This is a genomic window from Rhodanobacter sp. K2T2 (genome assembly GCF_013408815.1).
Taxonomy (GTDB): domain Bacteria; phylum Pseudomonadota; class Gammaproteobacteria; order Xanthomonadales; family Rhodanobacteraceae; genus Rhodanobacter.
The window spans coordinates 1-21,170 of the sequence record NZ_JACCCA010000006.1 but is presented as its reverse complement, the minus strand read 5'-3'; the positions used below and the strand labels follow the sequence as shown (position 1 = coordinate 21,170).

At 61.9% G+C, this 21,170-nt stretch carries 25 protein-coding genes and 1 tRNA gene; 15 read left to right on the top strand and 11 right to left on the bottom strand.

Going from position 1 to position 21,170, the window contains the following annotated elements:
* Position 1: 1 nt before the first annotated feature.
* Together HDE78_RS10695 and HDE78_RS10690 are read right to left on the bottom strand one after the other, a co-directional pair.
* Entirely contained in the window at positions 2-1,465 is a 1,464-nt protein-coding gene (locus HDE78_RS10695) for an NAD(P)(+) transhydrogenase (Re/Si-specific) subunit beta (RefSeq protein WP_255457756.1), read from the bottom strand.
* 7 nt (positions 1,466-1,472) lie between these two features.
* Entirely contained in the window at positions 1,473-1,787 is a 315-nt protein-coding gene (locus HDE78_RS10690; protein ID WP_179479184.1) for an NAD(P) transhydrogenase subunit alpha, read from the bottom strand.
* A 138-nt stretch (positions 1,788-1,925) separates the two neighbouring features.
* Between HDE78_RS10690 and HDE78_RS10685 the strand changes: the two genes are divergently transcribed.
* Genes HDE78_RS10685 through HDE78_RS10675 form a run of 3 tightly spaced genes read left to right on the top strand, consistent with a single transcriptional unit; the run spans position 1,926 to position 3,478 of the window.
* Positions 1,926-2,513 carry an RNA polymerase sigma factor gene (locus HDE78_RS10685; protein ID WP_179479182.1) on the top strand — a complete coding sequence of 196 codons (588 nt, stop codon included), beginning with the start codon at positions 1,926-1,928 and terminating at the stop codon, positions 2,511-2,513.
* The gene (locus HDE78_RS10680; protein ID WP_179479180.1) at positions 2,510-2,953 is read left to right on the top strand and encodes a DUF3619 family protein; all 444 of its coding nucleotides are present in this window, start codon (positions 2,510-2,512) and stop codon (positions 2,951-2,953) included. Before HDE78_RS10685 ends, HDE78_RS10680 begins: the two co-directional genes overlap by 4 nt.
* 3 nt (positions 2,954-2,956) lie before the next feature.
* Entirely contained in the window at positions 2,957-3,478 is a 522-nt protein-coding gene (locus HDE78_RS10675; RefSeq protein WP_179479179.1) for a DUF3106 domain-containing protein, read from the top strand.
* A gap of 47 nt (positions 3,479-3,525) precedes the next feature.
* Here the strand turns inward: HDE78_RS10675 and HDE78_RS10670 are convergent, their stop codons facing one another.
* Positions 3,526-4,626 carry an NAD(P) transhydrogenase subunit alpha gene (locus HDE78_RS10670; protein ID WP_179479177.1) on the bottom strand — a complete coding sequence of 367 codons (1,101 nt, stop codon included), beginning with the start codon at positions 4,624-4,626 and terminating at the stop codon, positions 3,526-3,528.
* Between the two features lie 170 nt (positions 4,627-4,796).
* Between HDE78_RS10670 and cdd the strand changes: the two genes are divergently transcribed.
* Both cdd and HDE78_RS10660 read left to right on the top strand, forming a co-directional pair.
* A complete protein-coding gene (gene cdd / locus HDE78_RS10665) occupies positions 4,797-5,210 on the top strand; it encodes a cytidine deaminase (protein ID WP_179479175.1) in 414 nt (137 codons plus the stop codon).
* A gap of 107 nt (positions 5,211-5,317) precedes the next feature.
* Positions 5,318-5,974: a MarC family protein gene (locus tag HDE78_RS10660; RefSeq protein ID WP_179479174.1), complete on the top strand. Its 657-nt coding sequence runs from the start codon at positions 5,318-5,320 to the stop codon at positions 5,972-5,974.
* A gap of 61 nt (positions 5,975-6,035) precedes the next feature.
* Here HDE78_RS10660 and HDE78_RS10655 read toward each other — a convergent pair whose 3' ends face one another.
* Positions 6,036-6,527: a DUF3465 domain-containing protein gene (locus HDE78_RS10655; RefSeq protein WP_179479172.1), complete on the bottom strand. Its 492-nt coding sequence runs from the start codon at positions 6,525-6,527 to the stop codon at positions 6,036-6,038.
* 206 nt (positions 6,528-6,733) lie between these two features.
* Between HDE78_RS10655 and HDE78_RS10650 the strand changes: the two genes are divergently transcribed.
* From HDE78_RS10650 to HDE78_RS10640, 3 genes are read left to right on the top strand one after another with little or no spacing between them, the layout of a single operon-like run.
* Positions 6,734-7,303 carry a nitroreductase gene (locus HDE78_RS10650; protein WP_179479170.1) on the top strand — a complete coding sequence of 190 codons (570 nt, stop codon included), beginning with the start codon at positions 6,734-6,736 and terminating at the stop codon, positions 7,301-7,303.
* Positions 7,291-8,205: a 5'-3' exonuclease H3TH domain-containing protein gene (locus tag HDE78_RS10645; protein WP_179479169.1), complete on the top strand. Its 915-nt coding sequence runs from the start codon at positions 7,291-7,293 to the stop codon at positions 8,203-8,205. Before HDE78_RS10650 ends, HDE78_RS10645 begins: the two co-directional genes overlap by 13 nt.
* A 24-nt stretch (positions 8,206-8,229) precedes the next feature.
* Positions 8,230-8,805 (top strand): NUDIX hydrolase, encoded by a 576-nt coding sequence (locus HDE78_RS10640; protein WP_179479167.1) that lies wholly within the window; start codon positions 8,230-8,232, stop codon positions 8,803-8,805.
* A gap of 81 nt (positions 8,806-8,886) precedes the next feature.
* Here the strand turns inward: HDE78_RS10640 and HDE78_RS10635 are convergent, their stop codons facing one another.
* The 6 genes from HDE78_RS10635 to rsmD form a co-directional block, all read right to left on the bottom strand.
* The gene (locus HDE78_RS10635; protein ID WP_255457755.1) at positions 8,887-9,906 is read right to left on the bottom strand and encodes a TMEM43 family protein; all 1,020 of its coding nucleotides are present in this window, start codon (positions 9,904-9,906) and stop codon (positions 8,887-8,889) included.
* Between the two features lie 90 nt (positions 9,907-9,996).
* Positions 9,997-11,751, bottom strand: a complete 1,755-nt coding sequence (gene ggt / locus HDE78_RS10630; RefSeq protein WP_179479163.1) for a gamma-glutamyltransferase — start codon at positions 11,749-11,751, stop codon at positions 9,997-9,999.
* Positions 11,748-12,008: a YfhL family 4Fe-4S dicluster ferredoxin gene (locus HDE78_RS10625; RefSeq protein WP_179479162.1), complete on the bottom strand. Its 261-nt coding sequence runs from the start codon at positions 12,006-12,008 to the stop codon at positions 11,748-11,750. The genes ggt and HDE78_RS10625 overlap by 4 nt, the downstream gene beginning before the upstream one ends.
* Positions 12,009-12,192: 184 nt before the next feature.
* Positions 12,193-12,696 (bottom strand): hypothetical protein, encoded by a 504-nt coding sequence (locus HDE78_RS10620; RefSeq protein ID WP_179479154.1) that lies wholly within the window; start codon positions 12,694-12,696, stop codon positions 12,193-12,195.
* Positions 12,689-13,228, bottom strand: coding sequence for a pantetheine-phosphate adenylyltransferase (gene coaD / locus HDE78_RS10615; RefSeq protein WP_179479727.1), 540 nt, complete (start codon positions 13,226-13,228; stop codon positions 12,689-12,691). Before coaD ends, HDE78_RS10620 begins: the two co-directional genes overlap by 8 nt.
* Positions 13,229-13,363: 135 nt before the next feature.
* Positions 13,364-13,930, bottom strand: coding sequence for a 16S rRNA (guanine(966)-N(2))-methyltransferase RsmD (gene rsmD / locus HDE78_RS10610; RefSeq protein WP_179479152.1), 567 nt, complete (start codon positions 13,928-13,930; stop codon positions 13,364-13,366).
* 86 nt (positions 13,931-14,016) lie between these two features.
* Between rsmD and ftsY the strand changes: the two genes are divergently transcribed.
* From ftsY to HDE78_RS10580, 6 genes are all read left to right on the top strand, one after another.
* On the top strand, positions 14,017-15,150 hold the full coding sequence (gene ftsY / locus HDE78_RS10605; protein ID WP_179479144.1) for a signal recognition particle-docking protein FtsY: 1,134 nt from the start codon (positions 14,017-14,019) through the stop codon (positions 15,148-15,150).
* Positions 15,151-15,172: 22 nt separating this feature from the next.
* A complete protein-coding gene (locus tag HDE78_RS10600) occupies positions 15,173-16,252 on the top strand; it encodes an AsmA family protein (RefSeq protein ID WP_179479142.1) in 1,080 nt (359 codons plus the stop codon).
* Complete coding sequence (gene mutY / locus HDE78_RS10595) at positions 16,249-17,295, top strand: A/G-specific adenine glycosylase (protein ID WP_179479140.1); 1,047 nt, start codon at positions 16,249-16,251, stop codon at positions 17,293-17,295. Before HDE78_RS10600 ends, mutY begins: the two co-directional genes overlap by 4 nt.
* Before the next feature lie 57 nt (positions 17,296-17,352).
* Complete coding sequence (locus HDE78_RS10590; RefSeq protein WP_179479139.1) at positions 17,353-17,631, top strand: oxidative damage protection protein; 279 nt, start codon at positions 17,353-17,355, stop codon at positions 17,629-17,631.
* A gap of 71 nt (positions 17,632-17,702) precedes the next feature.
* A tRNA-Phe gene (locus tag HDE78_RS10585) sits at positions 17,703-17,778 on the top strand.
* A 150-nt stretch (positions 17,779-17,928) separates the two neighbouring features.
* Positions 17,929-18,543: a hypothetical protein gene (locus HDE78_RS10580; RefSeq protein ID WP_179479137.1), complete on the top strand. Its 615-nt coding sequence runs from the start codon at positions 17,929-17,931 to the stop codon at positions 18,541-18,543.
* Positions 18,544-18,643: 100 nt separating this feature from the next.
* Here HDE78_RS10580 and HDE78_RS10575 read toward each other — a convergent pair whose 3' ends face one another.
* Positions 18,644-19,630 (bottom strand): hypothetical protein, encoded by a 987-nt coding sequence (locus HDE78_RS10575; RefSeq protein ID WP_179479134.1) that lies wholly within the window; start codon positions 19,628-19,630, stop codon positions 18,644-18,646.
* A 124-nt stretch (positions 19,631-19,754) separates the two neighbouring features.
* On the opposite strand from HDE78_RS10575, the gene HDE78_RS10570 reads away from it, so the two are divergent.
* On the top strand, positions 19,755-20,867 hold the full coding sequence (locus HDE78_RS10570) for a hypothetical protein (RefSeq protein ID WP_179479133.1): 1,113 nt from the start codon (positions 19,755-19,757) through the stop codon (positions 20,865-20,867).
* Positions 20,868-21,170: the final 303 nt, after the last annotated feature.

The window sequence follows — 21,170 nt, the reverse complement described above, 5'->3', positions numbered from 1 at the left end:
GTCAGGCGTCCATCGACTTCAGCTCGCTGACCAGTTCGCCGGCCGCTGCCTGCCCATCGCCGTAAAGCATACGGGTGTTGTCGGCATAGAACAGCGCGTTCTCGATGCCGGCAAAACCGGTGCCCTTGCCGCGCTTCACCACGATCACGTGCTTGGCGTTGCCGACGTCGAGGATCGGCATGCCGTAGATCGGCGAGGCCGGATCGGTCTTGGCCAGCGGATTGACCACGTCGTTGGCGCCGATCACCAGCGCCACGTCGGTGGCGGGAAACTCCGGATTGATCTCGTCCATGTCGGCGATCAGGTCGTACGGCACACCGGCCTCGGCCAGCAGTACGTTCATATGGCCAGGCATACGGCCGGCGACGGGATGGATGGCGAACTTCACCTTCACGCCGCGCTTGATGAGCAGCTGGGCGAACTCCCATACCTTGTGTTGCGCCTGCGCCACGGCCATGCCGTAGCCGGGCACGATCACCACGCGCTCGGCGTAGGCCATCATCACCGCAGCATCGGCCGCGTCGACCGGCTTCTGCGCGCCGTCGATCGCCTGAGCCTCGGCGCCGCTGGCGCCAAAGCTGCCGAACAGCACATTGCCGATCGAACGGTTCATCGCCTTGGCCATCAGCTGGGTCAGCAGCGTGCCAGCCGCACCGACCACGGTGCCGGCGATAATCATCGTCTCGTTGCCCAGCACAAAGCCCTCGAACGCCACGGCCAGCCCGGTAAACGCGTTGTACAGCGAGATCACCACCGGCATGTCGGCGCCGCCGATCGGCAGCGTCATCATCAGGCCGAACAGCAGTGCCAGCACGAAGAACGCTGCGATCAGCGGATAGCTGGCATAACCGCTGGCCAGAAGAATGCCGATCACGACCGCCGCCGCGAGCAGCAGCAGATTCACCGCGCGCTGTCCCGGAAACACGAACCGCCGGTCCAACCAGCCCTGCAGCTTGGAAAAGGCGATCAGCGAGCCGGAAAAACTCACCGCGCCGATGAGCGAGCCAAGCACGCCCAGCGCCAGCTCGATCGGCGAAAGCGCCGTCACGGCCATGGCCGGATGCAGCGCATCGATGGCCCAGGCCTCCGGTCGAAGCGGCGACGTATCGGGCATGCCCTGCGTCAGCAGCCGATGACGCACATAGCCGATCAGCTCGACCGCGCCGATCGATGCCGCGGCGCCACCGCCCATGCCGTTGTACAGCGCCACCATCTGCGGCATGGCCGTCATCGCCACGCGTTTGCCGCTCCACCACGCCGCGCCGACGCCGACGATCACCGCTGCGACAATCAGCCCGCGGTTGTGCATGTCCGGCAGGAAAAACGTGGCCAGCACCGCCACCAGCATGCCGTAGCCCGCCCACACGATGCCGCCGCGGGCCGTACGCGGCGAGCTCATGCGCTTCAGGCCAAGGATGAAAAGCAGCGCCGCAAGGAAATAGCAGGCCTTGATCAAGGTCGGCAACCAGCCATCACTTGGTCTCCCGGCTGGCCGCTTTGGCGTCGGGCTTGCTGGACTTGAACATTTCCAGCATCCGCTCGGTGACCACGTAGCCACCGGCCGCATTGCCCGCACCCAGCAGCACGCCGATGAAGCCAATGCCCATTTCCAGCGGCGTTTCGGCATGGCCTAGCGCGATCATGGCGCCAACCAGCACAATACCGTGCACAAAGTTGGACCCGGACATCAGCGGCGTGTGCAGGATGACCGGTACCCGCGCGATGATTTCATAGCCGGTAAATGCGGCAAGCATGAAGATATACAGCGCCAGGAAACCGTCGATCATGACCCCACCCCGTCAGGACTTAGTTGTCCGCACACTATACGGTTGCCAGTCAACCCATGCGAGCGTGCTGCGTTGAATATGGGTGTCGAACCGATGGAGCCTGAGCATGCATCAACCGACGATGCGGATGCCTTGGCCATGAGCACGGTGGCCGGTACCCTGGAAACCGATCTACTGCTGGACGGCGCGCAAGAAACGCCGGCCACGCTGGATGCGTTTTTGGCGCAGGTCGAGCGGCGCGCTTTCCGTATGGCGGAACTCAATCTTCGCCATCGCGAGGATGCGATGGACGCCGTGCAGGACGCCATGCTGCGGCTGGTCAAGCATTACCGCGAAAAGCCCGCCGCCGAGTGGCCGCCGCTGTTCTGGGGCATTCTGCGCCGACGCATCGTCGATCTGCAGCGTCGCCGCAAGGTGCGCTCGATCGTGGTCGGCTGGCTCGGCGGCGGCAAGGATGACGAAGGCGGCGAGATGCCGGTGTGGGAGCCGGCCGATCGCGGCCCCGGCCCGCTCGACCGGCTGCACGATTCGCAGTCCTACAACGACATGGCGGCGGCGGTGAAACAGCTGCCGCAGCGCCAGCGCGAGGCTTTCATGCTGCGCATGCTGGAAGGTCTGGATGTCGCGGAAACCGCCCGAGCCATGGGCTGCTCCGAAGGCAGCGTCAAAACACATCTGTCGCGCGCGATGCATCATCTGCGCGACCAACTGGAGGACTGGCGATGACTGCGCCTGGCAACAACACATCCGATCATCCAACCGCGGGTCACACCGATTTGCGCGATGAGCGAATCGCCCGTCGCGCACGCGCTCTCTACCGCGAAGCCAGCCAGCGGATCGACCCGACCACTGCCGGGCGCCTGCGCGCCGCACGCCGAGAGGCGCTGAGCGCCGCCAAGACACCGCAACATCACACCGCACGCTGGCTGGTTCCCACCGGCGCGTTTGCCGCCATTGCCTTTGCCATGCTGATGGTGTGGCAACCGCTGTCGCACGGACCCAGCGTGCCCACCAGTCAGCCCGTCAGCCTGGAGCAAAGCGCCGAAGCCGACAGCGATCTGCCGCCCGACGCGGAAAAGACCGATCCGAACCTCTACCAGAACCTCGACTTCTATGGCTGGCTGGCGGCCAACAGTGCGTCGGACAGCCAGCCGGCGAATCGCTGAGCCATGCGTCGATCTTTTTCATGGATTTTGCCGCTGCTGCTGGCCGCATTGCTGGCCGGACCGACTGCCGCATCGCTGCACGCGCAGAACTTTCCAGCGCCGCCGAACCAGAACATGCCGCCACCGCCGCCGCGGCCATGGAGCAGCCTGACTCCCGCGCAGCGCGACGTCCTGTCGCCGCTGCGCGACAAATGGGACACCCTGCCGCCGCGGCGACAGCAGAACATGCTGCAGAAGTCCGAACACTGGGTGACCTTGCCGCCGGAAAAGCGTGACGAGGTACGTTTACGTATTGCGCATTGGCAGGCCATGACGCCGGAACAGCGCAAAGAAGCTCGCGCCAACCTGCAGCAGTTTCGTCAGCTGCCGCCGGAGGAGCGCGCCCGGCTGCATGCCACGTTCGAACATTTTCAGGAGCTGCCGCCAGAGCAGCGAGAAAAGCTGATGCAGCAGTTTCGTCAGCTGCCGCCGGAACAGCGCGTGCGATTCCAGGGACAACCCGCTCCCCCACCGGGCGGCCAGTAAGCACCTGCCCACCGGCTAACTGCCGACGATTTCCTTGCAGCGAGGACTCAGCCGGTGAAACGCGTTTCGCCGGCGTGGCTCAGGCAGCTCTTGGCCACCAGCTCATCGTTAAAATCCGGCTGCAGCATGCCGTCTTGCACAAGCAGCTCAACGAAGTTGTACACATTGCGCGCGTACATTTCCGACGCGTGCAGCGGTGCGCCTGCGGAAAGATTGAGCGGACCGAGGATCACCACGCCGCCGTGTTCGATCCGTTCGCCGGGTCGAGTCAGCTCGCAGTTGCCGCCGCTTTCGGCGGCTAGGTCGACGATCAGCGCGCCCGGCTTCATGCCTTCCACCATCGCTGCGGTGAGAATCTTGGGCGCCGGCCGGCCCGGCACCGCCGCGGTGGTGACGATTACATCGATCGTCTTCAAATGCTCGCCCAATGCGTCCTGCTGCGTCCTGCGCTCCTCGGCGGACAGCTCGCGCGCGTAGCCGCCGCTGCCTGCCGCGCTGACGGCGAGCTCGAGAAATTTGGCACCCAGCGATTCGACCTGCTCGCGCGTTTCCGGCCTTACGTCATAGCCTTCGGTTTGCGCACCGAGACGGCGGGCGGTGGCGATGGCCTGCAACCCCGCCACACCCGCGCCGATAACCAGCACTTTGGATGGCCGAATAGTGCCAGCGGCCGTGGTCAGCATCGGAAAGAATTTCGGCGAGGACTCGGCCGCGATGAGCATGGCGCGATAACCGGCCACTGCCGCCTGCGAACTGAGCACGTCCATCGCCTGCGCTCGTGTGGTGCGTGGCAACAGCTCCAGCGAAAACGCGGTGAGCCTGCGCGCCGCCAGCGTAGCCACGCGTTCGGGCGCACCGTACGGCCGCAGTTGGCCCACCAGCACCGCGCCCTCGCGCAGCCGTGAAAGCACCGAGTCGTCGGGTGGCAGAACGCAGGCGAGCAAATCCGCCCGAGCCAGCACGCCGGCGGCGTCGGCAAACTCGACATCGGCATACGAGCTATCCGGGAAACCCGCCGCACGCCCCGCATCATGCTCAAGCAGAATCCGTACGCCCTTGCCGCGCAGCTTTTTGGCCATCTCCGGCGTGATCGCCACGCGGCGCTCTCCCGCGGCGGTTTCACGCAAGGCGGCAACGGTAATAGGCATGAGACGGCTCCCCCTCAAAAGGTCCGACTATCTTAGCGGCACTCGCTAGCTCGGGTTTTGCCGGGTTTGCGCCGCGCATCGGGCAGAGTAAGCTGGCCCGCCGGAAGCGGTCGCCCGACGCAGCAGCGCGGCGCGGCGCCGTCGATCATTCGGGGTCACCGGAGATTTCGATGCCTGCAGCGAATGCATTTGACCCACTGCTGTCCGCCGCTCGCCACGCGCGCGAGATAGCGTACGCACCCTATTCCCGTTTCCAGGTCGGCGCCGCCTTGCTGGCGAAAGACGGCCGGCAGTTCAGCGGGTGCAACGTGGAGAACGCAGCCTACGGCCTGTGCAACTGCGCCGAGCGCACCGCGCTGTTCAGCGCCATGGCCGCCGGCTGCAGGCCGGGAGATTTTGCCGCGATCGCCGTGATCGCCGACTGTCCCGGCCCGGTCAGCCCATGCGGCTCCTGCCGACAGGTCATGGCCGAACTGTGCGACGACGACATGCCGGTGCTGCTGACCAATCTGCACGGTGAGGTGCAGCGGACGACGGTTGCGGCGCTGTTGCCCGGATCATTCAAGTTTCCAACGTCGACCTGACCACCGTGTCATATCGGCGATTGGGACGGACGACGATCAGAGCGCCGGCGAAAAACGGCCGAGCGGCCCATCGAAAACCAAGCCATATTTTTGAGAAAAGCCAGACCATGTTCGACTACGCGCTGCATTTCATACCGCTGGCCTTCGCCGCGCTGCTGCCGATCATCAATCCGGTGGGATCGGCGCTGATCTTTCTGGGTATCGTCGGGCCGGAGCCGCCGACGGTGTATCGCCAGCTGGCGCTGCGCATTGCGATCAACATGCTGATCTTCATTGCCGTGATCGAACTGCTCGGCGCGTGGATTCTGAAATTCTTCGGCATCTCGCTGCCGATTCTGCAGGTGGGTGGCGGCGTCACGCTGGCGGCGATGGGTTGGCGGATGCTCAATGCACCGGATGCCACGCCTGCCGCCGCGGCGATCGAAAGCGACAGCCATGCGGCGATCGACAAGGTCTTCTATCCGCTGACCTTTCCGTTGACCGTAGGTCCCGGCACCATCGTAGTAGTACTGACGCTGAGCGCGAATGCGTCGGGCCATGGCTGGTCGGATATTCTGTTGGCGCACGTTTCCATTTTCGTGGCCTCGACACTCCTGGCCCTACTGGTGTTTCTGAGCTACGGCTACGCGCCCGCGTTGGCGCGCAAAATTCCCGAGCATGCGTTCAACGGCGTGCAGCGCCTGATCTCATTCATCCTGCTGTGCATCGGCGTGCAGATCGCCTGGGGCGGACTGGATACGCTGCTGCGGTCGCTGCCGCACTGATTGCCACGCCAATACAAGAAAACGGCGCATCACGCGCCGTTTTCTTTGCTGAAGTGAACGCTTATTGATATTCGGTGCCGTTGACCACGACGTAGCCGGCGTGCGGCCACGAGCTGCTGGTTCCGTGATGGGTCCAGTCGATGCCCTGGCTGTCGTCGTTGTCGTAGTAATAGCGGCCCTGCACGTACGTCGTATCGCCGACGGCAACCCACGGCCACTTCGGCGCGTTCATCTGGTCGAGATCGGAAACGATTTCGATAGTGACGCCGGAAGCAACCTGCACATAGAAATAGCCGTGGTTGCCGCTCTTGGTTTTCTTGGCCGGCAGCACGGCCGTGACCATGCCGCAGACGTCTTCGGGTTGATCGGCGGTGATCTGGCCGTTTTCGAAAGCCTGCTGATCCTGCAGAAACTGGGTGTTGTTGCACGGATACGTCTTGGTCGTTTTCGCCGGCGAGAACACGCCCGTGCTGTAGCTGTCCTGGGCATGCGCTGCCGTACCGATCATCAGTGTCGCGCTGAGCAGCGCGAATGACATGTAACGAAGCTTCATGAATACGTTCCTTTGTATGTGTTGTCCCCTGCGCGACCCACAATAAAAGAACTCCTTTGCGGTTTCTTTAAGAAAAAAAGACATGTGGCGTCATCGCAGCGCAGCAAAAACGCAAACAGCGCGTCGACCGCGCGTACCGAAGTCGCCACGACAACGTTTGGCCGGTTAGCATGGGCTTCCCAGCATTTTCGCTATCGAGCCTTCGCATGTCCGAACCACTTTCGCTGCTGACGCAGCGCCACTCCACGCCATCGCGCCAGCTCGGCGAACCCGCACCGGACAAGGATCAGCTCAAAGCCTTGCTGAAGGCGGCCATTCGCGTGCCCGACCATGGCAAGCTCGTGCCGTTTCGCCTGATCAAGCTGAAAGGCAAATCGAAATTGCGCTTTGGCGAATTGGTCGCCGACATCGCCGCACGCAACGATCCGGACATGTCCGAAGCGAAGCTGGACAAGGAGCGCCATCGCTACACGTTTGCGCCGCTGGTGCTGGTGCTGGTGGCCTGCATCGATACGCACAGCAAGGTGCCGGCGATCGAACAGCAGCTGACCGCGGGCTGCGTCGCGCAGAATATTCTGCTGGGCGCTTTCGAGCTCGGCATCGGTGCGCAGTGGCTGACCGGCTGGGCCGCCTACGATGCAAGCGTAGCGAAGCTGCTGCAACTGAAGGCGAACGAGCAGGTGATCGCCTTTATCCATATGGGTACGCCGCAGATCGACGTGCCCGACCGCGATCGGCCGGCATTGAAAAATCTGCTCAGCACATGGAAGCCGTGAACACGGCGACACACGCTGTACCGGCGGCGTATCTGGTCGACGGCAGCCTGTACGTGTTTCGGGCCTGGCATTCGATGCCGGACGAATTTTTCGATGTCGACGGGCACCCGGTGAATGCCGTACACGGCTATACGCGCTTTCTGTGTGAACTGCTCGAGCGGGCGCAGCCCGAACACATTGCGGTCGCCTTCGATGCCTCGCTGACCAGTTCGTTTCGCAATGCGATTTACCCAGCCTACAAGGCCAACCGCGAACTGCCGCCGCCGGATCTGGAACGACAGTTCGTACAGTGCCGCGCCATTACCGAGGCGCTCGGCATCCACTTGATGATCGACCACAGCTTCGAGGCCGACGATCTGATCGGCAGCACGGTGTGGAACTTTCGCGCGCTCGGTTGGCGCAGCGTGATCGTATCGGCCGACAAGGACTTCGGCCAGCTGCTGGGCGAACACGACGAGCAGTGGGATTACGCGCGCGGCGTGCGCTGGGGAGCCGCCGGCGTGCACGAGCGGCTCGGCGTACACCCGCATCAGGTGGCGGATTATCTGGCCCTGTGCGGCGACGCGGTGGACAACATTCCCGGCGTGCCCGGCGTGGGTGCAAAAACCGCCGCCGTGCTGCTCTCGCATTTCGGCAGTCTGGACGTTCTGCTCGAGCGCGTCGACGAAGTGGGCTACCTGCGCTTTCGCGGCGCCGCGGCCTGCGCGATGAAGCTGCGCGAACACGGCGAAAAAGCGCGGCTGTATCGCCGCCTCACGCGCATCGCACTTGACGCCCCCGGCGCCAGTACTGTCGATACCTTGTTGCGCAAATCCGACCCACAGAACCGCCTCGACCTTCTTTGCGATCAGCTCGGCTTCGGCGCGTTTACCCGCAGCCGACTGCGCTCATTGCTTCGCTGACGCCACGCACCCCAACGAAAGCCCATGATCGATATCACGAAACGCTTGCCGCCCGACGCCGATACGCCACCCGAAACACTGTATGAAGGCCGCTGGCTACGCCTGCGCAAACGCGGCCGCTGGGAATATGCCGAGCGCACCAATCCAGCCGGCGCCGTGATCATCATCGCGGTTACCCCGGACGATAAACTGCTGTTCGTCGAGCAGTACCGTGTGCCGATACAGCAGCGCACGATCGAGATGCCTGCAGGTCTGGTCGGCGATATTGCCGGACAGGCCGACGAAGGCGCTCTGCTGGCCGCCCGGCGCGAACTGGAGGAAGAAACCGGCTATCGCTGCCGACGTGTGGAGTTCATCCATCGCGGACCCTCGTCATCGGGCATGAGCACCGAGATGATCGCCTTCGTGCGCGCCTACGATCTGGAAAAAGTCGGCGCCGGCGGCGGTGACGAATCGGAAAACATCATCGTGCACGAGGTGCCGCGCAACGATGCAGGCGCATGGCTGTTTGCGCGCGCCGACGAAGGTTATTCGATCGATCCGAAGCTGTTCGCGGGCCTGTGGTTCCTCGAGCACGAGAACCAGTTAAGCAGGCCCTGAATAGCCATCCAAACGATGTGCGCCTTTGGCGCGCCTTTAAAGCTACGGCCGATCAAAACCTCGCCGCGTACTCGACCGCACTCAAGGTTGATCGGTCGACCGCCGCTTGTGCCAGCGCAGTCGCCACACCGTCAGCGCCGTGCCCAGCAGGGTCGTCAGCAGCCAGGCAACCATCGCCGACGTGTCGTGGCCGAGCCACAGCACGGTCGACACGGCACCGACCACCAGCGCGCCCAGACCGAGCGCCAGCAGCGGATCGCGGCGTCGACGGCGCGCGACCAGCATCACGAATGCGCCCAGAGCGGCCAATAGCACTGCGGCGATGCGGCGGGCTATGACGTATTCCGGCGGTACCGGCATATCGGGCAGCAGGTTAAGCAGCGATACGTTGCCGATCTCGATGTCATAACCCTTGCCGTCGGGGGTATCGGTGGCGGGAACCAGTTTGTCCCCATCGATGCGCGCGAATACGGTCATCGGCTGCAGCGGAATTTTTTCCCAGCCCACGCGCAGGTCGCCGACGCGCGGGCTATCAGGCTGCGAGCTCGTGGTCAGGTAGTTCTGATAAGGGCCGAAGCTCGCCGCCAGATTGGCCGGCAGCGACTTCAGGTCTGGCTGCACTGCGGCGGTGCCCGGCAGCGCACGTATCAGTTCCGGCGAAAGCCTGAACCCGCCGAGTTGCACGAGCCCGGCCTCGAATTTCTTTTTCGTGATCGGAAAGCTGGCCGGATTGGCATGACCGGCAGGATGCACGAAACGGCTGGCATCGATCAAGTGATCCACCCAAGCAAGTTCGTAACTCACCTCGCTGCCGAAATGCAGCTCGCGCCACTGGAACATTTCCACATGGCGCACGAGTAACGGCGTATCCGTCTTCAGGCCGAACTCCGGATCGCTCGGCGGCTCGATCACGCTGGGCGTGCCGACAACGCGCGCCATGTGCCCGTACTGGCCCGGCTGCAGACTGGCGTCGTTGCCCAGATCCATCATCTCGCCACCGTGCCGTTCCGCGGCCACGCGGTAGTTCATCAGACTGTGCGCAGTGAGCGCCGCCAGTCCCACACCGGCAAGAATCAGCAGCACGCCGATGACGTGCAACATGATGCAACGCATGGACGCGCCGTTGAGTCGGCTCATCCGAGCGAGCCTGTCACGCACGGCATGGCCACCGGAGCGTTTGTCACCACGTACCTACTGCACCTTGCCGAGGCCGGAGGGATGCCTCGGATCGCTGGCCGCGTCGAGCCGATTGGCCTTGCGATCCCAGGTGACTACGTTCATGTAACCCCACGATTCGTGCTGCTTCAGCGCATAACCCATCGCCGTGAGCGCGTCGCTGGTCGGCTGATCGAACGTACCCGCTTCCACCATCACCTCGTCGGGCAGGTACTGATGGTGATAGCGCTTGTCGGCGACGATCTGCTTCGCAGTTTCGCCGTCGATGAAATGCAGGATGCCTTCGAGCACCTGGGTGATGATGGTCGAACCGCCGGGTGAGCCGATCACCGCCGTGCGATCGGCGCCGATGACGATGCTCGGCGACATCGACGACAGCGGCCGCTTGCCGCCCTTCGGCGCATTCGCTTTGCTGCCCAGCAGACCGTAGACATTGGGCTTGTTCGGCACCAGCGCAAAGTCATCCATTTCGTCGTTGAGCAGCACGCCGGTGCCGGCGGCAACAAACGTCGAGCCCAGTACGTAGTTCACTGTCGAAGTAATGCCCACCATATTGCCGTCGGCGTCGATGATCGAAAAATGCGTGGTGTGCATGCCGGGCTGGCTCGCCTCGGCGACCGGCAGCATCGACGACGGTGTGGCCTTGTCCGGCAGAATGCTCTGACGCAGGCCGTCGGCATAAAACGGCGACAGCAGCATCTCGAGCGGCATGCTCACAAAATCCGGATCGCCCAGATAATCGTTGTGATCGCGGAACGCGCGACGCATCGCCTCGACGATGTAATGCACCCGATGCGCCTGATCGAGCTTGCCCAGATCCACGCCGGAGAGGATATTCAGAATCTCCGCAATCGCCACGCCGCCGGACGACGGCGGCGGCGCGGTAACGATGCGATAGCCACGGTAGTTCACCGTGATCGGCGTGCGTTCCTTGGCCTGATAACTGGCCAGGTCGGCGAGCGTCCAATTGCCGCCGGCCGCTTTCACGGCGGCGATCAGCTTGGCCGCGGTTTCGCCATGATAGAAACCGTCGTTGCCTTTGGCCGCGATCAGTTCGAGCGTGCGCGCCTGATCGGGATCACGCCACAGCGCACCCTGCACTGGCGGCGCGCCGTTGGGCAGGTATTTGGCCGCCGAGGCAGGCCAGCGCTGCAGGTCTTTTTGCTGCTCGTCGATGGCACCCAGCAGGCGCGGATCGGGCTGAAACCCGTCGCGTGCAATGCGGATGGCCGGCGCCAGCGACTGCTGCAGCGAAAGCTTGCCGTAGCGCTTGGCGATCAGCACCAGACCCGCCGGTTCGCCGGGAATGCCGGCCGAAAGCGGGCCTTTCAGCGCGGCATCGCGATTGGGGCTGCCGTCGGCGTTGAGGTAATCCTTGCTGTCGACCGCCGCCGGTGCAGTTTCGCGGGCGTCGATAAAGATGTCGTGGTTGTCCTTCGCCCGATGCAGCACCGCCATGAAACCGCCGCCGATGCCGGAGCTCTCCGGCTCGACCACCGACAGCGCGGCCGCTACCGCGATCGCCGCGTCGAACGCATTGCCACCTTTGGCCAGGATTTCGAGGCCGGCATTGGTGGCGAGAAAGTTGGCGCTCGCTATCGCCGCGTGCCCAGGTCGCTGGCTGGCAACGGATGGAACCGAGGTTTTTGTCTCTGACGGCGTGGAATCCTTGGCCGAAACGTCGGCAGCGCAGGCGATGCCCGCCGCCATAACGACTCCCGCAAAAAATAGACCGCACGACAGTGCGCCCCAGCGCAGCGATACCTTCATGCAGCGGACTCCTTGGCCATCAGGTGCTGATATTTGAGATCGAGTTGCTCGATCGACTCGATATTTTCGGGGTCGGTGATGATGCATTCGACCGGACACACGACCACGCACTGCGGCTCGTCGTGGTGACCTACGCACTCGGTGCACAGATCCGGATCGATGACATAGAACTCCTCACCCAGCGAAATCGCCTTGTTCGGACAGGCCGGTTCGCAGACGTCGCAGTTGACGCAGGTATCGAGGATTTTGAGAGACATGCATTGAATAATACATGTTGCGCGCGTGATCCCCGAGGCAACGGCCGGGGAATCACGTCGCGTTTCAGCCGCGCACAGGCGCCGCATCGACTGAAAACCTTGCGGATTTGCCCAGCTTTCGTCAGGGCAAACCCGCAAATCAGCGGCCGCGCAATGGCGGCTACGGACGTGTTCTGCGAGAAAGTTACATCGCCACGAAGCGGAACGTGGCGCCGCTGGGCTTGATCGCGTCGGTCACGCGCTGCTCGTCGGCCTTGTCGCCGATGAACACTACGATCACGTCCTTGAACGAACCGGGCTTGACGTCCTGGAATGCGGCGATCAGCAGATCGGCAGTCTTGGCCGAGTTGGCACCGGCGAAGGCCATCAGGTTACCCGGCAGCACGCCGCGGGCGACCGTGTCTTTCACGTTGGAAAGCTGACGATCGTTGTTGGCCTTGGCCTCGTCGGTATCGGCGGCGTCCACCAGATAGGCGAACGGCTGGCTGGCGGTCATGCCCTGCAGATTCTTCTGCACCAGATCGCCGAGGTAGGCATTCCAGCCCTTGGTATCGTTCGGATTGGTGGGCTTCGGGACCGCCTGTTCGGTCGGCTGGGCGGCCTGCTGATCGTCCTGCGATTTGTTGCAGGCGCTCAGGGACAGGGTAGCGGCCAGCGCGAGGGCAGCAATGAGAGCGAACTTACGCATAGTGATCACCTTCTGTTTCGGGTTGCTTGTGGGAGCCGGCTCGGCTCTTTTGCCAGCGCTGCCGCATGGCCTGTTGTACCGCCGGATGGACGAAACCGGAGATGTCGCCACCGAGGCGTCCGATCTCGCGCACCAGCGACGAGGAAATAAAGCTGTATTGCTCCGCCGGCGTCAGAAACAGCGTTTCCGCCTGCGGGATCAGATGGCGATTCATGCTCGCCAGCTGAAATTCGTATTCGAAATCCGACACCGCGCGCAGGCCGCGAATGATCACGCCGGCACCCACTTCCTCGATAAACGTGGCCAGCAGGCAGTCGAAGCCGCGCACCTCCACGTTCGGCAGATCGCCCAGCGCGAGTCGCGCCAGGGTGATGCGCTCGTCGATGCTGAAAGCGGGCCCCTTGCTGGAGCTGTCCGCTACCGCTACCAGCACGCGATCGAACAGCGGCGCGGCACGCGCCACCAGATCGGCGTGGCCGTTCGTGATCGGATCGAACGTGCCGGGATAAACGGCAAAACGCGGATTTCCCAAAGGTTTGTTCACGAGTCGAAGTTCTTGAGGACGGGGTTAGGGCGAAAAGCCCGCGTAGCTTAGCCCAAGCCGCGCGGCGTTGGCTCAATCGACCGGCCATGCGCGAACACACGGATAAAACGACGTCCAACCGGCTCAACGCCGGTAAAGCGCAAAGCGCACCTCGCCGGCGCGACCTTCCTTGTGCAGTCGCCAGGTCGACGGCAGTGATGGAGGCGAAGCTTGCGGGCTCTCCACATAGACGGTGGCTGCCTTGGTCAGCCAGCCCCCCTGCTCCAACCGGTGTGCCAGCACGCTCCACAAATCCAGCGCGAATGGCGGATCGAGAAACACCATATCCACCGGCTGCGGCGACCCGCCGAGAAACGCTTGCGCGTCGCCGGCGGAAAGCTGGGCGGTCGCGAGCTTGAGTCTGTCCAGGTTCTTCCGTAGGGCCTGCACGGCCCGCGCTTCGCACTCGACGAACTGCACGCTCGCCGCGCCACGCGAAAGCGCCTCGATACCCAGCGCACCGGTACCCGCACACAGGTCGAGGCAACGCGCGCCTTGGATCGTCGGCGCCAGCCAGTTGAACAGAGTCTCGCGCACACGCTCTGGCGTGGGCCGAAGGCCGGGCAGATTGGGCACCTCGAGCCGCGAATTACGCAGATTGCCGCCGATGATGCGTATTCGTCCCGAGCCGGGGCCGCGCGGCGCGCTCATGCGCGCGTCCGCGGCATGGAATCATCACCGGCCGTTACAAGTTGGAGTGATAGCATGCCGGCCATTGTCTTTGAATCGCCGCCGCAATGCTCAAGTTCTGGAAGAAAAAGCCCGCCGAAACCCCGTCGGAGCCACCGGCGACGCCGGCGGATAGCCCGACACTCGAGAGCAGCCCGCACGCGACACAGGTCGACGCGGCGCCACCGCTCGGACCGTCGGCAAGTATTGAATCACCCCGCCCGCCGGACATCGCGCGTGACACTGACAACGCCGCCGTGGAAGAGCCGCCGACCAAACGCAGCTGGCGCGACCGCCTGTCCGGCAATGCCTTTTCGCGCGGCCTCACCTCGCTGTTCGTCCGTCATCCCAAACTCGATGACGATTTGCTCGATGAACTCGAAACCACGCTGATCACCGCCGATGTCGGTATCGAAGCCAGCACCGAGCTGGTGGAAAACCTGCGCAAGCGCATGCACAAGCGCGAGTTCGCCGATGCGCCCGCGCTGCTGAGAGCGCTGCGCGAATCCTTGATCGCCATGCTCCGGCCGATCGAGAAGCCGCTGGATATTTCCGGCCGCAAGCCTTTCGTCGTACTTACCGTGGGCATCAACGGCGCAGGCAAAACCACCACAATCGGCAAGCTGGCGCGGCGCTGGAGCGACGAAAAGCGCGCCGTGATTCTGGCGGCGGGCGACACCTTTCGCGCCGCGGCCGTCAACCAGCTGAAAACCTGGGGCGAGCGCAATCAGGTACCGGTGATCTCGCAGGGGCAGGACGCCGATTCGGCCAGCGTGATCTTCGATGCACTGCAGGCCGCTCGTTCGCGCGGTGCCGACGTACTGATCGCCGACACCGCCGGCCGCCTGCACACGCAGGGCGGCCTGATGGACGAGCTGGGCAAGATCGCCCGCGTGCTGAAAAAAATCGATGCCGATGCGCCACACGAAGTGCTGATGGTGATCGACGGCACCACCGGTCAGAACGCCGTGAATCAGGTGCGCCAGTTCCGCCAGATCGTCGGCGTCACAGGGCTGGTCGTCACCAAGCTCGACGGCACGGCCAAGGGTGGCGTGATCTTTGCGCTGGCGCGCGAGTTCGGCCTGCCGATCCGCTTTGTCGGACTGGGCGAAACGGCCACCGATCTGCGCACGTTCGATGCCGAAGCCTTCGTCGATGGCCTGCTTCCGGCCAACCTCGGCAGCGATCGCGGCCATGACTGACCTGCAACGGTACGGTTGATCGATGCGGCGCCGCTGGCGACTTACCTTGCTGGTATTGGGCGGCGTTGCGCTGACGGTGGCGCTCGCGGCCATCATGGCCGTCTATCTGCTGCTGCGGCCCGAGCGCTTCACCGCCATGCTGCAAGCCCAGGCCCGCGCTGCCGGGTTGGAATTGAATCTCGCCAGCCCGGCCAGCCCTACGCTGTTCCCACGGCCGGCACTGGATCTCAGCGGCATCACCATCAACGCGCAGGACGCCAACGTACCGATCCTGCTGGCAGCGCGCGGGCAACTCGCGCTGCCGTGGCGCACCTTGCTGGGCGGTCCGACCGTGATCTCGCAGCTTCAGATCGATGCGCCTCGTGTCGACCTTGAAGCGCTGCAGGCATGGCTGACGAAGCTGCCGGCTCAGCCGCAAGGCGCACCGACCAATATCCCGCGGATCGATACAGGAGTGAGCATCATCCGCGGCAGCATCGTCCGCGGTGACGAACTGCTGCTGGGCAACGTCTCGCTGGATGCCGGAAGCCTGATCTCGGGTCAACCATTCCCGCTCGCCCTGTCGGCCACGACGGCTTCGGGCCTGCCGCTGCAGCTTCGCCTGCTGGCAACCCCGCGCATCGAGGAAAACTCGCTGCAGCTCGATGATGTCTCGCTGCATATTGCACAAGGCAGTTCGCTGGCGCTGGCCCTACAAGGCAGCGCACGCTGGCACGGCGCCGCCGATGCCGCTGCCGACCTGAGCGGCACGCTCGACCAGTCGGACGCCGGGCACTACGTCATCTCGGTAAAACTCAAACCCGCGGATCAAACCAACCCACTGCTGCTCGCCCTGAAACTGGATGGCCCGGACAACCACGCAGATTTGCGCCTGCCGCCGCTGGCGCTTGCCAGCTGGTGGAGCCAGCTCGCCGGGTCGCAGGCCCTCCCGCTGACCGTACCCCCTGCAAATGGCCATCTGGAAATGTCGAAATTCCAAGCTGCCGGCATAACCATCGAAGGGCTGACGCTGGATACGGGAGACACAGCGCCAGCGGTCGCTGCTACGGCAACGGCCGCCAAGTCCGCCCGCGCAAAACCGGCCGGCAAGAAAAAACCATGAGTTCATCCTTCGCACAGCGCCTGCTGCGCTGGTTCGACCGGCACGGCCGCAAGGACCTGCCGTGGCAGCACCCGCGCGACGCATACCGAGTGTGGCTATCGGAGGTAATGCTGCAGCAGACCCAGGTGAGCACGGTCATCGGTTACTTCGAGCGCTTCGTCGGCGCGCTGCCCACGCTGCGCGATCTCGCTTCAGCCGATGAAGACACCGTGCTCGCCCTGTGGTCCGGCCTGGGCTACTACCGCCGCGCGCGCTTTCTGCATCGGGCGGCGCAGATTTGCGTGGAACGGCACAACGGCGAGATGCCGCGCGACTACGAAGCGCTGGCTGCCCTGCCCGGCATCGGCCGCTCAACCGCCGGCGCCATCCTCGCGCAAGCGTACGGCATGCGCTTCCCCATACTCGACGGCAACGTCAAACGCGTGCTGACCCGCTATCACGGCATCCACGGTCAGCCTGGCCAGAGCGCGGTTGAAAAACAGTTGTGGCGGCACGCCGACGCCCACACGCCAGCGGAGCGCGTGGCTGACTACACGCAGGCGATCATGGATCTTGGCGCCACGATCTGCGTGCGCTCGCGACCGGCGTGCGAAGCCTGTCCGCTGCAGAACGACTGCGTTGCCTGCCGCGACAACCTCACCGCACAATTGCCCAGCCGCAAGCCTGCCAAGGTCATTCCCACGCGCAGCACGGTCATGCTGATTCTCAGAGACGCGCAGCGACGCGTGCTGCTCGAACGGCGAGGCCCGGTTGGCGTGTGGCCTGGCTTGTGGAGCCTGCCCGAAGCCACCGATTCGGACAACGCGTGGTCCATCGCGCAAAAATTCGCGCGCATCGAGGACGCGCAGGCATTGGCTTCGTTCGTACACGTGTTCAGCCACTACCGCCTGGATATCGAACCGCTGCTGTTCGAGGATGCCGTAGCGCACCGTGGCGTGGCCGATAACCCTCTGCAGCGCTGGTGCAGCGCGAACGAACTGACCACACTCGGTCTGCCCGCCCCCGTGCGCGAACTGCTGCTGAAGATCGATGAAGTAATCTGAGCGCTGAACCCATATCGGCGCGGCACCTGAGTGTGACGCCGACAACCAAGGAACCCGATGAGCCGCACCATCCATTGCAGCAAACTCGACATCGATGCCGAAGGCCTGGACTTCGCTCCGTGGCCGGGGCCGCTCGGTCAGCGCATTTACGCGCAGATATCCAAGCCAGCCTGGCAGCAGTGGCTCAGCCACCAGACCATGCTGATCAACGAGTATCGGCTCAACCCGCTCGACCCCAAGGCGCGCAAGTATCTCGGCGAGGAAATGGAAAAATTCCTGTTCGGCGGCGACGTCGCCAAACCCACCGGTTACGTCGCTCCCGATCATGAGCCTTGACGAAAACCCGAGTATTCGGTTTAATGCGCGGCTCTACATGGAACGAACAACCCGCGCGGTTGTGCATCTTCGGCCGGGTAGCTCAGTTGGTAGAGCAGGGGATTGAAAATCCCCGTGTCGGCGGTTCGATTCCGTCCCCGGCCACCATGTAGAACAATGACTTAGCCCACTTTAACGAGTGGGCTTTTTCGTTTCTGGACACGCTCTGGACACAAGAATGACGTGGCTCAGGGTGTGTTATCCCCTGCGCTGCCACCTCCAATATTTCTGTGGACACGGCTCGATTACACTCGAGCCATGCCCGATACCGTGCTCAACTTTTTTGATGAACCGCTCATCCAAGCGTTCGACCGCTTGGCCGACATCCAACCCCTTACCCCTCAGCAAGTCGCACTGATTTTGCAGTGCTCGGTTCGCTGGCTAGAAGAGCAAAGAGCTGGCAAAAAGCCGCCACCCTGGTTCCCTCTTGGGAAGCGGATGGTGAGGTACGCGGCCGGTCCTCTGCGCAACTACATTCGGGGTTTGATAACAGCCCCTAACTTGTCGACCTCGGAACACACCCAAGCCAAGCTTGATGCGAAGGTGGGGCTTGATGAGCCCATGCTTCGGGGTGGGCGTAAGAAGGCCAAGCAGGCGAGCTTCACGGGATTTCTGTCCGTTGGGCTGATGCATGACGAGTGGCCCTTCGCGTTGGTCGGTGAACACCGCCGGCCCATCGACTTCCTGAGCTCTCTTGAGATTGAGTTCGATGTGGAACCTGAATGCAGGTGGCTCACTCTCAAGACTTACCTAACAGAGCTTAAGCGTTCGGCCGTCGATGAAACGTTGGCGTCAGAGGCAATGGCTGAGAGGGCTGGGCTCGATAAATCGATTCCCGAAGCATCGCGTGGAGTCAAGCCAAGGGGTCTTTGAAGGTGAGTATTTGGTTGTATCTATCGATTTCTGCCAAAAGTAGTCATGGACATCCGGCGCTTTTCCCCCGATGTGCCATCAAAAGTCACCGACTCGATGCTCAGTCGGTTGCAGGCTCAGCTGCAACTTCCTCATCCTCAGATTCGTCGTCTCGAAGTTCACCTGTCAGAACTTGAGCGACGCAATTGAGCAGCGAAACGGCTTTCAGACTGTTGACCTTCGTTCCGTAAGCCAGATCTTCCCCATGCATGACCATATGGCGGTTTAGTCCGCTAAAACCTGGCTCCCGCTCTTTTTCAGAAAGTCCGATTGGTCTCAATTCCTCGAACATGCAAAGAAAAGCCTCAGCCAAGTCAGACTCCGCCTGTTTGAGGAGAAAGTCAGCAACTCCTGGACGCGCCTGCCCCTTCCTAGCCCGAACGAAGAAATACTCATTCGCGACATCTTTGCTGATGCCGTCGGTTTGCATGAGCAACACCGGTATAGCAAGGAGATGTTCGCCTCGCTCAACAGCGCCAAATGCAGAGTCAAAAAATGGTTTTCGATGGGGAAATTTCTCATTGAGCGAATCGCGGATGCCGCTCAATCGCTCTTCAAAGTGGGTCGCCATGAAAGCTTCTGCCGTGGCCGCCCCTTCATCGTCGACGACTCGCTTAAAGCGTGCGATGTCAGACATCCCCATTTCCAGATCCAAGTACCAACCGGCATTTGCCATGGCAAGGATGGAGTCGCGGGTTCTTTGAGGAAGCTTGTCCCAGCCTTCAAACATGTGACCAAGGCGAAACCCTTGGGCAGGTAAGCTATTTTTGAAGAAATCTTGTGCGACATTGATGCGCTTGAGAAAGTCATCGAACACAGAAGTAGGAGACCGATAAGTCCCCAGCAATCCAGACATTCGATCGCTTTGCGTTTTGAAAACCTGCTCCAACGCACCCGCCATTTTGGGCAACTGCGTCAAATCCAGACCTCCGAAGGTCTTGGGCAGCGGAGATGAGGCCAAAGTCTTCAGTGCTTTGAAGAGTGGGTTTGACTGCTCACTCGCATGAATGAAGTTACTGAGTGGCAAATTGGGCTTGTAATCCTTCACAGGCGACCCCTTTGGGTAAAATCCATCGTTTTTATGCTGTCGAAGATCTGTCAACAGAAGATGGGAAGCAAGACTATATTCTAAGCCGCTCGAAATACGACCCTTCGGAAGAGACCTTACTTACGTGTCCAAGCAGAAATTCAATGCAATCCAGCGACGCGCAATGTTTGAGGTCTACAGTGGAAAGTGCTTTTACACCACCGTCGCTTTGGACATCGCAAGCTTCCACATCGAACACATCATCCCAGAGAGTATGGGCGATGACCCGAAAGCGTTGAAGGAGCTCCTTCAACGACTGGATCTGCCAGAGACATTCGATATCTTTGGATACGAAAACCTAGTTCCCACCGCCCCAAACGCAAATATGAAGAAGGGCGATGCGCTGTTTAGCGACACCAATATCCGCTTCTATCTTTCCCTAGTGAAGAAGGACGAAGTCCTAAATCGAATTGAGCTCATCAAGACGACAAACAACAAAATGAAGCTTGTTGTGATGCTTAAAGGAGCTCTTGAGTCAGGAAAACTGACGTGGGATGAGGTAGCAGCGATAGCGGACCAATCCACAGGTGACCCGGAAGAGACTTTTCACCTCATCCACAAGCTCAAATTTTTTGATGACACCGAAATTGAGGCCATCATGAAAAGCGACATTGAGTCGCTGCGTGACCGCCCGGTAAGGATGGGTGAGAACACTTTTATAGATGGCTTAACGCTGACCCACAATGAACTTCCGGACCGTCACGTCCGCACTACTCGTGAATACGATGATGCGGTAGCGGTTGGATATTACGGGTACACGACCTACGCCATGAAGATGGAGGCGTTCTTCATCCAACAATCGGGGCTCCTCCATGCGTTGGAAAAAGCCAGCATCCCCAAAAGTAGCTTCATTGCATCACCTAGGGTCGGCCTAACGGACTTACATCTTTTGCCGCTGGATCTTTTTCCCCGATTCGGTGAGTCAGGGTTTGATGAAACGACAGGGCTAACTTACCAGGACAAACTCAATGAAGGAGCTATCAGAGTCCTGGCTTCTCGTCACAACTACCTAAAGGTTGATGGCCCAATGGGCCAACAACTTATAGAAGTGGTACGCGCTGACTTCACAGGCGACGGGCTTGAAGATATTTTGCTCTTCACCTACAGGTGGGCTATCGGTGGAACGTTTGGTCACGGCGGCGTTGCGATTCTGAGCCGCAAAACCAGCGATGGTCCTTTTGAGCTTTCGAGCATTTAACGAACTTTGTGCAATTGCCTCTGCCAAACCGGATACAACAGATTTCCAAAATGACCGAACCCCGATCCTCTGAGCTCACTATCATTCGCCTTTATCTTTTGCGCGACATGTACCTCTCTATCGCGGTCGGCTTAGCTTTTACAAGCTAGGCCGACATCGCGGCTCGCGACGGAAGTCCTACCAACGCGACCACCGTCAGCCGGTCCTCCGACGTCCCCCCGGTTTTGAGTAGCACGATGATTTGGAGTCCAATCCCACCATCGAAGGAGATTGGACGTGAAGAAGCGATTTACCGACGAACAG

Excerpts from the sequence above, each read along its gene's own strand:
- HDE78_RS10645 (WP_179479169.1), top strand. The coding sequence starts at position 7,291 with ATGGAAGCCGTGAACACGGCGACACACGCTGTACCGGCGGCGTATCTG.
- HDE78_RS10650 (WP_179479170.1), top strand. The coding sequence starts at position 6,734 with ATGTCCGAACCACTTTCGCTGCTGACGCAGCGCCACTCCACGCCATCG.
- HDE78_RS10600 (WP_179479142.1), top strand. The coding sequence starts at position 15,173 with ATGCGGCGCCGCTGGCGACTTACCTTGCTGGTATTGGGCGGCGTTGCG.
- mutY (WP_179479140.1), top strand. The coding sequence starts at position 16,249 with ATGAGTTCATCCTTCGCACAGCGCCTGCTGCGCTGGTTCGACCGGCAC.
- HDE78_RS10690 (WP_179479184.1), bottom strand. The coding sequence starts at position 1,787 with ATGATCGACGGTTTCCTGGCGCTGTATATCTTCATGCTTGCCGCATTT.
- HDE78_RS10670 (WP_179479177.1), bottom strand. The coding sequence starts at position 4,626 with ATGCCTATTACCGTTGCCGCCTTGCGTGAAACCGCCGCGGGAGAGCGC.
- HDE78_RS10625 (WP_179479162.1), bottom strand. The coding sequence starts at position 12,008 with ATGTCTCTCAAAATCCTCGATACCTGCGTCAACTGCGACGTCTGCGAA.
- HDE78_RS10680 (WP_179479180.1), top strand. The coding sequence starts at position 2,510 with ATGACTGCGCCTGGCAACAACACATCCGATCATCCAACCGCGGGTCAC.
- ggt (WP_179479163.1), bottom strand. The coding sequence starts at position 11,751 with ATGAAGGTATCGCTGCGCTGGGGCGCACTGTCGTGCGGTCTATTTTTT.
- HDE78_RS10675 (WP_179479179.1), top strand. The coding sequence starts at position 2,957 with ATGCGTCGATCTTTTTCATGGATTTTGCCGCTGCTGCTGGCCGCATTG.
- HDE78_RS10655 (WP_179479172.1), bottom strand. The coding sequence starts at position 6,527 with ATGAAGCTTCGTTACATGTCATTCGCGCTGCTCAGCGCGACACTGATG.
- HDE78_RS10640 (WP_179479167.1), top strand. The coding sequence starts at position 8,230 with ATGATCGATATCACGAAACGCTTGCCGCCCGACGCCGATACGCCACCC.
- HDE78_RS10635 (WP_255457755.1), bottom strand. The coding sequence starts at position 9,906 with ATGTTGCACGTCATCGGCGTGCTGCTGATTCTTGCCGGTGTGGGACTG.
- HDE78_RS10685 (WP_179479182.1), top strand. The coding sequence starts at position 1,926 with ATGAGCACGGTGGCCGGTACCCTGGAAACCGATCTACTGCTGGACGGC.
- ftsY (WP_179479144.1), top strand. The coding sequence starts at position 14,017 with ATGCTCAAGTTCTGGAAGAAAAAGCCCGCCGAAACCCCGTCGGAGCCA.
- HDE78_RS10620 (WP_179479154.1), bottom strand. The coding sequence starts at position 12,696 with ATGCGTAAGTTCGCTCTCATTGCTGCCCTCGCGCTGGCCGCTACCCTG.
- HDE78_RS10590 (WP_179479139.1), top strand. The coding sequence starts at position 17,353 with ATGAGCCGCACCATCCATTGCAGCAAACTCGACATCGATGCCGAAGGC.
- rsmD (WP_179479152.1), bottom strand. The coding sequence starts at position 13,930 with ATGAGCGCGCCGCGCGGCCCCGGCTCGGGACGAATACGCATCATCGGC.
- HDE78_RS10580 (WP_179479137.1), top strand. The coding sequence starts at position 17,929 with ATGCCCGATACCGTGCTCAACTTTTTTGATGAACCGCTCATCCAAGCG.
- HDE78_RS10660 (WP_179479174.1), top strand. The coding sequence starts at position 5,318 with ATGTTCGACTACGCGCTGCATTTCATACCGCTGGCCTTCGCCGCGCTG.
- cdd (WP_179479175.1), top strand. The coding sequence starts at position 4,797 with ATGCCTGCAGCGAATGCATTTGACCCACTGCTGTCCGCCGCTCGCCAC.